This window comes from Neobacillus sp. MER 74 (assembly GCF_023714155.1).
The window spans coordinates 16391-30300 of the sequence record NZ_JAMAUV010000025.1 but is presented as its reverse complement, the minus strand read 5'-3'; the positions used below and the strand labels follow the sequence as shown (position 1 = coordinate 30300).

Here is a 13910-nt window from a genome sequence, read left to right as displayed (position 1 = left end):
TTTCTGAGAATCACTTTGGATGGTTAAATTCATGCGTAACTCCCCTTTTATAAATTTGATACTAATTTTTGTAAAAGCGATATTTCCTTTTCTATTGAAATGATTTTACCATCCATTTTATCGTTTTACAATAAATAATTAATGATTATAATTATATTTTTATTGGTTAAAGTATTGTTCCGATCTGATAAAAAGTTAAAAAGCACTCCTTATTTTCAAAGGAATGCTCTAAAATTTTAATGGAAATTTATTGTCCATAACAGGAGGAATATTATTCCCTAGTTATGGCATCCGTGAAGGGTGTTTTGCAAAATAACTGGTCCTAATTTGTTAGTTTTCGAATTTGAAAGACGTACTTCTACGCTTGTATTAACTGGTAGTTCCGCTGAAATCTCATCAATTTTACCCACCCATGGATTACCGCCAAACCAGCTTGGAACGTTCTCTTTAACTAAATACAGCTTAAACCGCCAACTTTGAATCTAAATTTGATAAATGGATAGACGATAGTGAAAATAAGTAAAATTATGCTTTTAATAACGTGCAGCCAGATAAAATTCAATTTTAATACTTTGGAAGTGATCGTTGCTATGGGATTTTCCATTACACTTAATGGAAAATGTTGTGAATTTCAATATTCTCATTTATAGTTAAATTAAATAATTTGAATTACCCACATTACTTAAACAAGGAGATTATATGAAACTAGGTGCATTTTCTGTAAGTTTAAACGTGAAGGACATTCATTTATCCAAGTCGTTCTACGAAAAACTAGGATTCCAAGCTTTTGGCGGTGATATTACTCAAAATTGGCTGATTATGAAGAATGAAAATTGCGTCATCGGGCTATTTCAAGGGATGTTTGAAAAAAACATTCTGACATTTAATCCAGGATGGAATCAAAATGCAGAGAATCTCGAAACGTTTACAGACATTCGAGACATCCAAAAGAAACTAAAGTCTGAAGGTATAAAATTTCTGTCGGAGGCAGATGAAGGCTCTGTTGGACCTGCACATATGATCATTGAAGATCCAGACGGAAATCAAATTCTGCTCGATCAACATCGATAAGAGGAAAAATGGAGGAATAAAATGAGTATGGAACAACCAATTACAACGAACCTCTCATTCAAAGAGATGGCCGTGTCTTATCTACAGCTCGCTTCATCCGGCAAGGCTCGGGATGCATTCCAGCGTTACATAGGCCCTGACTTTTGTCACCATAACCCCTATTTCAGCGGAGATGCTGATTCTCTCATGCTTGCAATGGAAGAAAATGCGGCTTTAAATCCGAACAAAATCTTTGAGGTCAAACTTGTGATTCATGAGAAAGATACCGTAGCCGTTCATTCACATGTAAAGCAGCACCCAGAGGATCTCGGAGGGGCAGTGGTCCATATCTTTCGATTCAAAGATAACCAAATCGTTGAATTGTGGGATATCGGACAACCCATACCTGAGGAGTCCCCTAACGAGAACGGTATGTTTTAAGTTCATTTAAGGAGATTGAAAAAGAACGAACCAACCTACTATTATTAAATATTAAGTTGTCAGACTGTCGACAAACCCGAAAACTTGGGATTTTCCGGCAGTCTTTTTTACGGCTCTGCTAAATGGTTTGTTTTATTCGCCCCTGCTCCTTCCCTCCATACCTATCAATTGGGTCTTAAATATCTGGATCTTTTATAAAAATTAAGAACTGAAAGTTCAGCTATTGTCCAATTAAGTTATAACGCCAATTATTGCACCGCATAAAGCTTCCTGGAGGATATTCAAATTCGCATTCAGAGATAAACTGAAAGTCAAGCTTTCGACAAATTGCATTAGAAGCAGGATTATCAATCGATGGAAATGCGTGGATGTATGTGTATTTGTTCTCACTAGATGCTTCTTCAATTGCTAACTTTACCGCTTTTGCAGCTATTCCTTTCCCTTGATAAGAGGGTAGAACGCTCCATCCAGTTTCATATACACTTTCATTATTCCAAGTAGTTTGCCAATAACCCACAGAACCTACTGTTTCTAATTCTGGTAACAATTTAATACTGAACATACGTCCTCTATTACCCAGTTCAAGATATCGTTTATGTCGCTTCAAAATCTGATCTTTACTCTCTGGACCTCCAAGATGCTGCATCATTTCTGGAGCGTTTATAAGAAAAAGCAAATCAAGGTCATTATCCTCCCAAGGCTTTATCTGAATAATATGGTTACTTCCTTCCAAATTTTCTTCTTCCTCTCACCATTTATTTTTATTTACTCTTTCTTAACGAAAGCTTCAAACACACACTTCCGCTTTTTAGCAGTATATCTGCCATACCTGAATAAATGTTGGTTTAAAGGGTAGCATACCTCTGTAAACTTCAATGAGGTGATGAAAATGTCTAACATGTTGAAACAAGAAGAAATGGAAACATTAAGAGAGTTAATCAAAGACGTAGACACGGCCATGCTGACTACGGTAACTGAAGAAGGGCTTGTTTCACGTCCTATGAAAACACAAGAAATAGAGTTTGATGGTGACTTATGGTTTTTCACTAAGAAAGCGACTAATAAATATGAAGAAATTTTACATGATCAAGATGTTAATGTGACTTATGCAGGTAAATCCTATGTTTCCGTCCGTGGAAGAGCAGAAATCGTTGAGGATTTAGACAAGAAAAAGGAATTGTGGAGCAAAGCAAATGAGAAAATTATGCAAACTTCTTATGATGATTCCAACGTTATTTTGATAAAGGTAAAGGCAGAAGCAGCTGAATATTGGGAAACCGGTAATTTTACGAAGAAAATCGCCTTTTTCTATAAACGCATGACAGGACAAAGTTCTAAATCGACAGAAATTAATGAAACGGTTGAATTAAATAAATAACAGAAAAAATGGGTTGTCTGGCCATAGGACAATCCATTCAGCTGTGTTGAGTTATACCTAAAAACAAGCTGCCATAATTGACAGCACTGATCTTTCCCTTCCGCACCTATAATTTTCTTTCTTTCCTGTTTATCAAATGCATAAGGAAACGGATAAACAACATTAGAAGAAAGGTGCTGATAAATGTGTACTTCCATGTCCATGTATGGTATTTAATTAACTCGGTATATCTTTCAAACAAAATCTCAATTATCGTTAAAACAGTGGTGTACAAAATACCTTGTAGTACAATGTTAAAATATCTTGAACAATAAGTTGTTTGATAAAAGTAAATACAAACAACTGGAAATAGAAGATATTCATAAAGAAGACTGGAACTAAAATAGTTACTTAAAAATCTCACTGGATATTCGAGCATTTCCTCTTCTACAACAAGAACACCAAAAAACGTTGAAAAATATGAAGACAATGCAAAAATTCCAATCCATTTTATGATAGGTGGTTTTCTTAAGCTATAAATCAATAGCGTGATCCCGATTATGAGCAGTGACCACAATATTATTCTTTCCATAGATAAAATAGCTCCTTTTCTTTACTTTGCTTATCAATGAGTATAACCAAAGTAAAGGTCAAAGATAAGATTTTATCAATAGCCTAAAACTCATTAAAAAAAGACGCTTTCCGGAAAAGCGCCCGATTGTTGAAGATCATTGTAAAGTCCTTTTTATATGTATTATATTATTTAAAAAGTATAGGAAGCCTTGGGCTCTTTAGCCTTCTTTAGTTCTTTTAAACTTTCTTTGATTAACTCTCTTTGTTCCTCGGTAATAATAAAATCCATTAGACGTTCCTCAAAATGAGCAATACGTCTTTCCAATTCCTCTATAGTAAGGTTATTAGTATTCTTCATAAACCTACCAACTCCTCTTATAATAATTAGTATTCTTCATAAAATCTTTCAAAGCCACTATTAGCAGCGCGATATTTAAGTAATGGAAGCTATCCAAAATCTATATACAAATGGTAGTTCTATTCGAATCCTTTTAATCCCTGGATTCTTTAATTTTCCCATTGTTTAAGAACTTGTTCTTTTGCTATACGATAAACTTCTTCTTCTGTTTGGTTTTTGGTAGCTATTACGTTGGTTTGATAAATTTTACCTTGATGTGTTACATAGATGGTATACTTGTACATTTTGTTCTTTCTCCTTTTTTCATTCTAATAATCTTAACTTCTCATTCCACTTCACTAATAAATCCAATTTAATTTAGTCATTCCTGCAAATGTTTATTAACTTTTTTATATTTTACAAATAATCCGAAAGTTATTAAAGCTAAAAAAAAGGACAATTTTTGACAAATTCATAACTTTACCAAAATTGATATCATCTCTAGCAACTGTAATGACTGGAAAAGTCAATAAAATCAACAAACTTTTTATAATTATGATCTCTAATGCATTTTTTTACACTTCTTTGAATGCAGAAAATTGTCGAAATATAAATCTAAAAAAGGGGATATTCCCAAAAACCCAGCAGCTAAAATAAAAAAACTAAACTGAAACCAGAATAGATTCATCTGATTCCACTCCTTACCTTCTACATAGGATGGTAATGCATGGTTAAACTAAAGTAGAGAATAACCAGAAAGGGGGAAAAAAGCTGTGACACGGAAACTTATAGCCTTTTTCCTATTTGCCTGCCTTCTTTTCACCGGAGATTTTCAAACAGACGGCATGCCTCCGCCGGACCCCGTCCAGATGGGGATGGAAGAAGGATATTATGAAGGAATCCGTTCGGGGCTTGAAGACCGGCACAACTTCAGGATCTCCCGCGCTTGGCAGCAGATGCCGCGCTCCAAACTGAGCATAGACAACAAGGTGGAAATAGCACGGCCCCTCATAAAAATAGGACTTCTTCGACAGGTATACCTCTCTTTTTCGTCTGGGGAGAAATTCTACGACTACCTTCATGCCCATCCGGAAATGGATGCGGTACAGGCCGCCCAGCGGAAACTAGGACAAAGGTTTGTAAGGGCGTACGAAAAAAGCTTCCAAAAAGGTTATGAGAAATCCCTCACTGCTCCACCCGATAAGGCGGCAAGCTACGCAGCCTTATTGAGGGAGAAGAATAGATAACGGGAAACCAAAATGGGCTAAAAAAATCACCACACGTCTAAGAACTCATAGAGGTGTGGTGATTTAATCAAGGTTTACATAATCCCCTACTTTGATTTGATACTTTTCAAACCATCCAAGATTAACTTCGATTGCATAATGATAAAAAAGTTCCGGATCATAAGTAGGACATTCATCCTGTTTACAAGGGAACATATCTAAAATTTTTAGAATTTTCCCGTCTGAATCAAGAAATGCAATAGATAAAGGAATTAAGGTGTTTTTCATCCAAAAACCGCCATATGTTTTTCCTGAAAACACAAATAACATCCCCTCGTTTTCGGGTAGTTTTCTAACAAACATTAAGCCCTTATCTCTTTTTTCTTGAGTATCTGCAACGTGAACGGTTAAATTGGTTATCCTTTCTCCACTAGATACTGTAATCTTTTTTGTGTGAAGACTTGTTTTTTTCGCTTGACGAAAAAGAAAATCGATTATTTTAAATCTATTTTTCAATAAATTCACTCACCTTGTCTTTTCCCTTTTATTATTTGGCTCTTATTGTAAACTTTGTTGCTGTGTTCGATTCGTGGCATATTCGGACAGCTCTGGTGTTTTCATAGGCACTCATGTCCGAACATCGGTCGTCTTCAGACAGCTCTGGTGATTCCAAAGGCACTCATGTCCGAATGATCATTCCTTCTTTAGATTTTTATGATTAAATCGGTTCCAAAAACAACAATTATTCCGAAAACAGCCTATTATTTAAAGGAAGAAACTTGGAGATATTAGATAAAAACAACGTGGAAAACGCCTTTTCACTTTCTATACTTATTATATGGTTATACATTTAAGACTTTTTTTTATCATCACAGCTACAATATATTAGACAACAAAAAAAGCTGCCACCATGACAGCTCCGTTGCATAATTAATCTTGTTCTTCGAGTTCAATAAACTAATGGTACCTACTGCCAAAATCTACGATGTCATTTTCAATCCAATGACTGCTACTAATATTAGTGCGATAAATAAAATACGTCTCCAATCCTTTGCTTCTCCATAAAAAAGCATTCCAATAATGGTCCCGCCTACAGTTCCGATCCCTGTCCAAACGGCATAAGAAATTCCCGCAGGGAGGGTTTTCATAGCTAAACCTAGAAAACTAAAACTAAAAATAAATCCAATGAACAGTACCATATAGGACTGTATGTTTTTGTCTTTAACTACTTTATTCATTCCTGTAACCCCAACCACTTCAAAAGCTCCTGCCAATATGAGATACATCCAAGCCATATTACACTGCACCTTCTTTCTTACTCGATTCAGTTGTGACAAGCTTTAAGCCTACAACACCAGACAGAAGTAAGAAAATAAATAATACTTTCGTCCAACTAAAGGCCTCTCCAAATATCAACATCTCCGCCACAACAGTCCCAGCTGTCCCAATTCCAGTAAAGACGGCGTAAACAGTAGCAACGGGTAAACTTTTTATCGCTTTTATCAATAACACAAATGAAATATATATAAGGAGAGCAATACCAACCCATGTAAGCCAATTACTCGCATGCTTTAATCCTAATGCCCATAACACCTCAATAAGGCCAGCCAATACAACAAATACCCAATTTCGTTTCATTACCATTTCCCCCAAAAAAATCATTATTCCTTCGAAAGTCCACGCCAATAAAGATACCAAGAGGCATCCAATCTCTTGATTAATCGTTCGGAACCTCCATATAACATTTCAACAAATATTCCATCTAACACTCCCAAAAATGCAGAAGTAGCTCGTTGTGAGTCAATGGTTGAGCTAATTTCTCCCTCCAACATAGCCTTCTCAACGACCAAAAGGAGATGTTTTTCTACCTTATCCAGATACTCATAAACAGAACCTATAACCTGTTCATAAAGATGAGCAGGTGGAAAGAAAGAGATTCGAAGCCAAAATTTTGTTATGTTGTTCTTCTCATATCTTTCTTTATATAGCAAAAGAAAATTATATAAGAATTCCTCAATCGGTTGTGTTTTGTTACTGTCTTTATAATTAATAACGAATTTTAACTCGGCATCAAAAACATCACGGTAAACCTGTAAAAAAAGTTCATCTTTCCCTTTGAAATGAGTGTAGATGGATTGTTTTTTGATTCCTACATCATCAGCGATATGTGCCATCGATGTTCCCTCATATCCCTTATTCGTAAAATGATTCAGTGCAACATTCTTAATTTGATTAAAAGTCATAAATACCACCTTCCGAACGGTCGTCAGTTATAATGTAAAACTTATCACACATTCATTTTTCAGTCAATCTAGTCTAAAGTTTTACCATTCTTACAGATCTCTTTAGTCAAATAAGAAAAAGGCTGCAACATCGCAGCCAGATTAGTTAGAATATTCCCGTCCCTTTTCCAAAGTTATCAAGCAATGCACGCACTTCATCTGTTGATTTCGTGTTCATCAATTGATTTCTTAATTCAGCAGCTCCAGGGAACCCTTTAACATAAATTTTGAAAAAACGATGAAGCCCTGTAATGGAACGTGGCAGTACTTCCGCATATTGATCTTGAAGATCAAGCTGTAGTCTTAATAGATCTAGGTATTCTTTACTGCTATGCTCTCTAGGCTCTTTTTCAAAAGCAAATGGATTTTTAAAAATACCTCGTCCGATCATCACGCCATCAATACCATATTGTTCAGCAAGCTGCAGGCCAATTTGACGGTCAGGAATGTCTCCATTGATTGTTAGTAGCGTATTGGGTGCGACACGGTCACGTAATTTTTTGATTTCCGGAATTAGCTCCCAATGGGCATCTACTTGGCTCATTTCCTTTCTTGTCCGCAAATGAATCGAAAGGTTCGCAATATCCTGATTTAAAATATGCGTTAGCCACCCCTCCCACTCATTGACATCCTTATCGCCAAGTCGAGTTTTCACGCTGACAGGCAGCCCGCCCGCTTTTGCTGCTTGAATAAGTTCTGCCGCAACGTCTGGGCGCAGAATAAGACCACTGCCTTTCCCCCTCGATGCCACATTCGGTACTGGGCAGCCCATATTAATATCGATGCCTCTAAATCCTAGCTCTGCCATACCAATACTCATTTGACGGAAATATTCGGGATTATCCCCCCAAATATGAGCTACAATTGGCTGTTCATCTTCTGTAAAAGTTAAACGGCCACGCACACTTTTCATTCCCTCTGGATGACAATAGCTATCCGAGTTAGTAAACTCTGTGAAAAACACATCCGGTCGGCCGGCTTCACTTACGACGTGACGAAAAACAAGATCTGTCACATCCTCCATTGGGGCAAGTACAAAAAATGGCCGTGGTAAATCACGCCAAAAATTATCTATCATTTCAAAACTCAATTCCTCTCACTATGGATCAACTTCAAACACTCGGTCAAAAAATATAAAGCCAAATGTTCATATCTTATAATCTTATATCATGATTCATCACTTATTATCAAACACAAGGACATTTTTACATTTATGATTGGGGAAAAGCTATGATGAAAATCAGCAATGTTTATTTTATCGAAAATCAGTCCTAAATGCTATGTATATAGATAAAAAAAGTTACCTACCCTTTGTCCTTTTAGGTAGGTCTTCACTGTTGTTGGGTTTACATGTATTAAATCTTTCCACTCTTGGCTTTTTTAAAGGTTTGTAAGATGAGATAAAACACAAACAATATGGGTAAATAAATATACAGAAAGCTAGAGGTGACTATGTTCATAACAGTCCCTACTTCCTCAACATCTACTTTACTTTTGACATTAATCACCATGAAATGAACGATAATAATGGAGATCCATAATGAATACTTTGGTTTAAATTTAAACGATTCTTTCAACACTCGAATCGCCCCCCATAATGCCATACAACTAGGGGGAAGGATCACTAACAGCCATAAAAAAATAAAAATATATTCAAATCTTTCGATAAAGGGAAAGCGGATAATTTTTGACATCATAAGGGTTGGCCAAGTAACATGTCCAAGCTGCCCATGGCTAAAATAAACAAAGGAGATGATGGTAACCACTAAATATAAAATGGTTGTATACACTTGTGAAATGTGGGCCCATTTTTGCGAATTTTGATTATTTTTAATAAAAGGAAAATAAATAAGTAAAAATTCTGGTCCTGAATACATAAAAATACTTTCTTTTGCTGATACAAAATAGTCACTTAAATGATGATTAAAAACGGGTAATAAATTCGTCCAGTACGCATATTGGAGTGGAAAATATGCCGTTAACAAAAGGAGAGAAGGGATTAGCATCCTCCAAAAACAAATACCGGTAATAACCCTAAAGCCTCCAACAACTAAATATGAAATCACAAAAATCATAGTAAGTGATAAAAACCAAATAGGGGAATAAGGAAAAACCCAAGTAATCAGCACTGATAAATAGGACCTAATGATAGATGCAACAATTAAAAGCATATATCCATAAAAGAAAATATTTAATAGGTTTCCTAGCCATCTCCCAAATATTTGTTGATGTAAAGACATAATATCCCCATTATTTGATTTCTTTAATAAGAAATACAGTAACCAAATAATGAAATGAATACTGACTCCAACTAATAAAACTGAAATCCATGCGTCTTGTTCTGCTCCCTTTATAATTTTACTTTGAAAATTCAACAAGCCTACACCGGTTTGGGTACTGTGAATCAGAAAAAATAAAAAAAAAGGAGATACTGTTAAACTTTTATTTAATTGTTTACTCATGTTCATTCACCTTTTCTTTTTACTCTCCAATTCCTGCTTGAGATAGTTCTAATTTTAAATGTATATCCATGGAAATAGTTGGGTACACCTTTTCATAAAACTCCTTTTCGTTCCATATTTGTGAATTCGCTCTTGCTAAGTCACCAATACCTAAAGGATCGACTTGATGCTTTTGAAATTTTACGAAAAGCTTTTCAAAATCCTTTTTCATTTGTTTTTCCAATTGCTTTTTTAACAATATGCTATTTTGTTTTTTTCTTAAATCCAGCCAGTCTGGAAAATCCTTTACCATTCCATTTAGTGTTATATTGAGTGTTACCTTTGATTTCGAATCTTTAATAATAATTGACTTTTTGTTTTTTCCATATAAAATGGCTAAAATTGCTGTATCCCTCGACCGCCCCATAGGTATGTTAAATTCTGTTTGTCCGATAATCACTCTTCCTCTTAATATTTTATATAAGAAGCTTTCTTTTTGATTTAAGATAAGTTCCAGTTTGTCTTTTTTAAACACTGCTAGCCCTTTTACCTCAGTGTTACCCTTTTGATTTACCTTTAAAAAAGGAAGGGAGGGATCTCTTCCCTCTCCATAGAAATCGAATAAAAAACTTTGCAAAGTGGGTATTGGTACATTTTGCGTTCGGTAATTTTGTTGGATCATTTTATAAGGATAGTCGCTGTTTTTATCTTTATAGTTCATTAAAATTTCTCCTGCTGGTTTTTCTGAAACAGTCACTAACATATTGCTTCCAACTAAAGGATCCCTGCAAACAGTCTTAACAAAATAAGACACCCCATTTTCAGCTAGTTCTTTACCAAAGATTAAAAGATTCAATTTTCCGATTTCTATCGGTTTAGAAGATTGTGCATTTAGAGATTGTTTAATTAAATAGGATTTCCTTCCTTTCCCCTGTAAAATAGAACTCTCACCTTGTTTTTCATCTCCCGTATAATCTGTATAAAGTACCGTTCCAACATACTGGTTATTTACTTTATCAAAACCTAATACTTTAGGAAGTTGCATATCATCTATAATTTTTTGACGTGGGAAAGAGCAGCCAGGAATCATTAAAATGAGAGGCAAAAGAGCATAAAAATACCTTATTTTTTTCCGCTTCTGACTATTCATTATTAATATCATCCTTATCTTGATTTGGTGTAAATCTTTTTAATGTAAGAGGTCTTAAAAACCCGCTTCGTGTCGTTGTAAACCGATAGGAAGATCGAATAAAGCTGTCTCGAAAGTTCTTTATTCTAAAAGGAAATAGAGGGACCATATAGGGATTCCCCAAGGATTTAAGTTTTAATAAATGACCTACCAGAAGAACAAATCCGATGATAATTCCAAAGCCGCCCAAAAATGCTGCAAATAAAATAAGAGGAAACCGTATGAGACGAATGGCATTCGACATTTTAAAGATCGGAGTTGTGAAAGAAGCAAGTGCAGACAATGACACAATAATAAGTAAAACATTACTGGTTAGAGCAGCTTGGACAGATGCCTGCCCGATAACAATACCACCAACAATACCCAAGGTTTGTCCAATTTTTGTCGGCAAGCGTGCCCCTGCTTCCCTTAATAATTCAATGGTAATTTCCAAAAAAATAGCTTCCCATACCGGAGGAAATGGAACATGAGCTCTTGAACTAATTAGGGGTTGCAATAAATCATCAGGTACAACTTCATAATGAAAGGTTAAAATTGCAACATAAATTGGTGTCGCAAACAACGAGAAAATAACACTAATAATCCGTATAATTCGAAAAAACGACCCCAGTACCCAATTAAGATAATAATCCTCAGGAGATATGAAAAAATCTAAGATCGTTGTTGGTCCTGTAATGATGTAGGGAGACCCATTCGATATGATCGCAACTTGCCCCATAACCATTGCATATATAACCCTGTCTATCCGCTCCGTGGATAAAAAAATAGGAAAGGGAGTATTTGAATTATCTGAAATCATTTGATCAATTTGGGAATTATCGAAAATAACATCAAAGTTAATATCCTTTAGTCGTTGGCGAACAGTTTGAATATAATCTGGATTGGTAATTCCATCTAAATACGCAATGACTACTTCTGTTTTAGACATTGATCCAATTTTTATTTCTTCAAAAACTAACTCTGGAACAGCTATTTGCTTTCTTAACAAATGAAGATTAATACCTATATTTTCTACAAATCCAATTTTTGGGCCGATCACACTGAATTCATTTTCTGTATCATTATTCTCTCGATAACCAAGATTCGCATTTTCAATATTTATCGTTAAAAAATGTTGGTTGGAATCCTTTAATTGAACAATAACATGTCCTTTAATTAGTTTTTCTTCCACATCTAATGGATTAGTTGTAACTAAGAGATCCTCAAATGGAATAACTTTTTTTATATCATTCAATTCACTAATCTTCTCCATATTTTCTTGAATTGCGGGAAGAAGAAGGTTATTTATTTTCTTTGGATCCACCATACTCTTATAGTAACTAATGGTAATATCCTGTTCTCCAGATAGTAAAAATTGATGAAAATCACTCGATTTTTCAGCTTGGTCAAAAATTGTTTTTATTGACTTTTTCTCGTCTTCTGACTTCTGATTATTATTTTTATATTTTTGTAAAAACTTGAAAGGCATTTAGATCACCTAAATTGATTTTATGAAACTCCCAATCATTACTTTGCCCCTGCCCTTAGTTTTCATTCCCAATGTATCTTTTTACTTTTATTTTTTAACGACAAAAAACTAACCAGAAATTTCTCCGGTTAGTTTTTTCTCACTATTGATTTACATTGTTATTTTTGAAATACCTTTCTAATAAACAGTTGTTTATTCTTATAAACAATTATACTTACCAAAGCTAGTATTACCCCTGATAATACGAATACAGTTCTTACCCCAAACAAGTCTGCTAATATCCCCATTACCAAAGAGCCAGCCCCAAAAATCCCCGTTCCAATCGCACTTAATGAGGTATATACAGTAGACAACTGCTCTTTGGTTACACTAGTTTGTATAACCGTTTGTTGAGGAATGTATTTGATTTGTCCAAATAGCCCCATAAAGAGAGATAGACATAAGGCCATAAGTGGATTACTATTTAGGCTAAAAAATAGGGTGACTATGAAACCAGTGAATGAACCAACAAAAATTAAAGTACCCAGGTTCTTTTCCACAAAACTAGGATATTTAATACAATAAATGCTTCCTATGATTAAGCCTAGAAAGAAAGCACCATTGACAAACCCCCACCACTTTTCATCAACGTGTAAAGCATCGTTAACGAAAACATATAAAATCGCCGCAATCCATACCGTCCCTGCAATGGTTTCTAACGTGTCTATCAAAGCAATTCTTTTCAATACAGGTGTATTTAATAATGTTTTCCAGCCCTCTTTGAGTTGTTCTAATTTCCCTTTTTGCTCCGATGAGGTATGACTAACAGTTTCTAATAAACTTAGCAAAACACTTGAAATTACGAACAAACATCCAACGAGCCAAATGAGTTGTTGCGGACTTAATATTATTAAAAACAGACTGCCTGCGAACCACATTACTGCTTGGATGATTTGAGTAACTGTTTCAGCAATTCCATTAGCTATTATTAAATCATCATTGTTTACATAGTGTGGAATTAATGTTTGTCTTATGGGATTTGCACAACCGTCCAGAAGCGCAATCAATCCAATTATGAAGAAGATTAGATAATAATTAGATGCTGTAATACCAGCGATCTTCAAACCCAAAATAACAAGCAGAATGGTCTTTCCAATTTGTGACCAAGCCATTAACCATTTTAAATTCACTTTTCCAACAAAAAGAGGAGTTAACATGCTGGAAACAAACATAGATGAAGTAATCGTAAATGGAACGAATGATGATACTGTTGCAGAATCTGTTAAGTTGAATATCACACTAATAACACTGACGATATATAGGACATCGCCCATATTTGCAAGCGAATGACCCAACAGTAACAGAGTAAAATTTTTATTCAATTTCATTCTACATCCCCCCGATATTTCAAAATTAGTATTGTTTACGGGAGAACTTAGATTGGACTGTTCATTTTATGCCTATCTCCTTTCAAAATCGGATAAACCTGGGGGATGTTGATTTATCTCAAAAATTTTTTAAAAAATGATTATATAAATTTTAGCAAATTTAAAACATTCAAAACAGG

At 34.9% G+C, this 13910-nt stretch carries 18 protein-coding genes; 4 read left to right on the top strand and 14 right to left on the bottom strand.

The features are described from left to right. Nucleotides 1–278 precede the first annotated feature (278 nt). Nucleotides 279–482: a YoqH family protein gene (locus tag M3610_RS28670; RefSeq protein WP_483870115.1), complete on the bottom strand. Its 204-nt coding sequence runs from the start codon at nucleotides 480–482 to the stop codon at nucleotides 279–281. A gap of 217 nt (nucleotides 483–699) precedes the next feature. On the opposite strand from M3610_RS28670, the gene M3610_RS23805 reads away from it, so the two are divergent. Next, on the top strand, nucleotides 700–1071 hold the full coding sequence (locus M3610_RS23805; RefSeq protein ID WP_251463121.1) for a VOC family protein: 372 nt from the start codon (nucleotides 700–702) through the stop codon (nucleotides 1069–1071). 21 nt (nucleotides 1072–1092) lie between these two features. After that, nucleotides 1093–1491: a nuclear transport factor 2 family protein gene (locus tag M3610_RS23800; protein ID WP_251463120.1), complete on the top strand. Its 399-nt coding sequence runs from the start codon at nucleotides 1093–1095 to the stop codon at nucleotides 1489–1491. Nucleotides 1492–1711: 220 nt separating this feature from the next. Here the strand turns inward: M3610_RS23800 and M3610_RS23795 are convergent, their stop codons facing one another. Beyond that, nucleotides 1712–2224: a GNAT family N-acetyltransferase gene (locus M3610_RS23795; RefSeq protein ID WP_251463119.1), complete on the bottom strand. Its 513-nt coding sequence runs from the start codon at nucleotides 2222–2224 to the stop codon at nucleotides 1712–1714. Nucleotides 2225–2380: 156 nt separating this feature from the next. On the opposite strand from M3610_RS23795, the gene M3610_RS23790 reads away from it, so the two are divergent. Beyond that, nucleotides 2381–2869 carry a pyridoxamine 5'-phosphate oxidase family protein gene (locus tag M3610_RS23790; RefSeq protein WP_251463118.1) on the top strand — a complete coding sequence of 163 codons (489 nt, stop codon included), beginning with the start codon at nucleotides 2381–2383 and terminating at the stop codon, nucleotides 2867–2869. Nucleotides 2870–2975: 106 nt separating this feature from the next. On the opposite strand, the gene M3610_RS23785 is transcribed toward M3610_RS23790, so the two are convergent. From M3610_RS23785 to M3610_RS23775, 3 genes are all read right to left on the bottom strand, one after another. Beyond that, nucleotides 2976–3440 carry a CBO0543 family protein gene (locus M3610_RS23785; RefSeq protein ID WP_251463117.1) on the bottom strand — a complete coding sequence of 155 codons (465 nt, stop codon included), beginning with the start codon at nucleotides 3438–3440 and terminating at the stop codon, nucleotides 2976–2978. A gap of 171 nt (nucleotides 3441–3611) precedes the next feature. Next, nucleotides 3612–3779 (bottom strand): hypothetical protein, encoded by a 168-nt coding sequence (locus tag M3610_RS23780; protein ID WP_251463116.1) that lies wholly within the window; start codon nucleotides 3777–3779, stop codon nucleotides 3612–3614. 149 nt (nucleotides 3780–3928) lie between these two features. Further along, nucleotides 3929–4063 carry a BA3454 family stress response protein gene (locus M3610_RS23775; RefSeq protein WP_098576574.1) on the bottom strand — a complete coding sequence of 45 codons (135 nt, stop codon included), beginning with the start codon at nucleotides 4061–4063 and terminating at the stop codon, nucleotides 3929–3931. Nucleotides 4064–4531: 468 nt separating this feature from the next. On the opposite strand from M3610_RS23775, the gene M3610_RS23770 reads away from it, so the two are divergent. Further along, complete coding sequence (locus tag M3610_RS23770) at nucleotides 4532–5005, top strand: hypothetical protein (RefSeq protein ID WP_251463115.1); 474 nt, start codon at nucleotides 4532–4534, stop codon at nucleotides 5003–5005. 63 nt (nucleotides 5006–5068) lie between these two features. Here the strand turns inward: M3610_RS23770 and M3610_RS23765 are convergent, their stop codons facing one another. The 9 genes from M3610_RS23765 to M3610_RS23725 form a co-directional block, all read right to left on the bottom strand. Next, nucleotides 5069–5500 carry a DUF192 domain-containing protein gene (locus M3610_RS23765; RefSeq protein WP_251463114.1) on the bottom strand — a complete coding sequence of 144 codons (432 nt, stop codon included), beginning with the start codon at nucleotides 5498–5500 and terminating at the stop codon, nucleotides 5069–5071. A 464-nt stretch (nucleotides 5501–5964) separates the two neighbouring features. Continuing rightward, the gene (locus M3610_RS23760) at nucleotides 5965–6279 is read right to left on the bottom strand and encodes a DMT family transporter (RefSeq protein ID WP_098576572.1); all 315 of its coding nucleotides are present in this window, start codon (nucleotides 6277–6279) and stop codon (nucleotides 5965–5967) included. A 1-nt stretch (nucleotide 6280) separates the two neighbouring features. Then, nucleotides 6281–6622: a DMT family transporter gene (locus M3610_RS23755; RefSeq protein WP_251463113.1), complete on the bottom strand. Its 342-nt coding sequence runs from the start codon at nucleotides 6620–6622 to the stop codon at nucleotides 6281–6283. Between the two features lie 23 nt (nucleotides 6623–6645). Then, the gene (locus tag M3610_RS23750; RefSeq protein WP_251463112.1) at nucleotides 6646–7227 is read right to left on the bottom strand and encodes a TetR/AcrR family transcriptional regulator; all 582 of its coding nucleotides are present in this window, start codon (nucleotides 7225–7227) and stop codon (nucleotides 6646–6648) included. 145 nt (nucleotides 7228–7372) lie between these two features. Continuing rightward, a complete protein-coding gene (locus tag M3610_RS23745; protein ID WP_251463111.1) occupies nucleotides 7373–8344 on the bottom strand; it encodes a tRNA dihydrouridine synthase in 972 nt (323 codons plus the stop codon). Nucleotides 8345–8621: 277 nt separating this feature from the next. Further along, entirely contained in the window at nucleotides 8622–9728 is a 1107-nt protein-coding gene (locus M3610_RS23740) for a GerAB/ArcD/ProY family transporter (protein ID WP_251463110.1), read from the bottom strand. 19 nt (nucleotides 9729–9747) lie between these two features. Further along, a complete protein-coding gene (locus tag M3610_RS23735) occupies nucleotides 9748–10857 on the bottom strand; it encodes a Ger(x)C family spore germination protein (RefSeq protein ID WP_251463109.1) in 1110 nt (369 codons plus the stop codon). Beyond that, nucleotides 10850–12364 (bottom strand): spore germination protein, encoded by a 1515-nt coding sequence (locus M3610_RS23730; protein ID WP_251463107.1) that lies wholly within the window; start codon nucleotides 12362–12364, stop codon nucleotides 10850–10852. The genes M3610_RS23735 and M3610_RS23730 overlap by 8 nt, the downstream gene beginning before the upstream one ends. Before the next feature lie 158 nt (nucleotides 12365–12522). Next, a complete protein-coding gene (locus tag M3610_RS23725; protein ID WP_251463105.1) occupies nucleotides 12523–13731 on the bottom strand; it encodes an MFS transporter in 1209 nt (402 codons plus the stop codon). Nucleotides 13732–13910: the final 179 nt, after the last annotated feature.

Excerpts from the sequence above, each read along its gene's own strand:
- M3610_RS23790 (WP_251463118.1), top strand. The coding sequence starts at position 2,381 with ATGTCTAACATGTTGAAACAAGAAGAAATGGAAACATTAAGAGAGTTA.
- M3610_RS23760 (WP_098576572.1), bottom strand. The coding sequence starts at position 6,279 with ATGGCTTGGATGTATCTCATATTGGCAGGAGCTTTTGAAGTGGTTGGG.
- M3610_RS23750 (WP_251463112.1), bottom strand. The coding sequence starts at position 7,227 with ATGACTTTTAATCAAATTAAGAATGTTGCACTGAATCATTTTACGAAT.
- M3610_RS23745 (WP_251463111.1), bottom strand. The coding sequence starts at position 8,344 with ATGATAGATAATTTTTGGCGTGATTTACCACGGCCATTTTTTGTACTT.
- M3610_RS23775 (WP_098576574.1), bottom strand. The coding sequence starts at position 4,063 with ATGTACAAGTATACCATCTATGTAACACATCAAGGTAAAATTTATCAA.
- M3610_RS23800 (WP_251463120.1), top strand. The coding sequence starts at position 1,093 with ATGAGTATGGAACAACCAATTACAACGAACCTCTCATTCAAAGAGATG.
- M3610_RS23785 (WP_251463117.1), bottom strand. The coding sequence starts at position 3,440 with ATGGAAAGAATAATATTGTGGTCACTGCTCATAATCGGGATCACGCTA.
- M3610_RS23725 (WP_251463105.1), bottom strand. The coding sequence starts at position 13,731 with ATGAAATTGAATAAAAATTTTACTCTGTTACTGTTGGGTCATTCGCTT.
- M3610_RS23805 (WP_251463121.1), top strand. The coding sequence starts at position 700 with ATGAAACTAGGTGCATTTTCTGTAAGTTTAAACGTGAAGGACATTCAT.
- M3610_RS23730 (WP_251463107.1), bottom strand. The coding sequence starts at position 12,364 with ATGCCTTTCAAGTTTTTACAAAAATATAAAAATAATAATCAGAAGTCA.
- M3610_RS23735 (WP_251463109.1), bottom strand. The coding sequence starts at position 10,857 with ATGAATAGTCAGAAGCGGAAAAAAATAAGGTATTTTTATGCTCTTTTG.
- M3610_RS23780 (WP_251463116.1), bottom strand. The coding sequence starts at position 3,779 with ATGAAGAATACTAATAACCTTACTATAGAGGAATTGGAAAGACGTATT.
- M3610_RS23755 (WP_251463113.1), bottom strand. The coding sequence starts at position 6,622 with ATGAAACGAAATTGGGTATTTGTTGTATTGGCTGGCCTTATTGAGGTG.
- M3610_RS23740 (WP_251463110.1), bottom strand. The coding sequence starts at position 9,728 with ATGAGTAAACAATTAAATAAAAGTTTAACAGTATCTCCTTTTTTTTTA.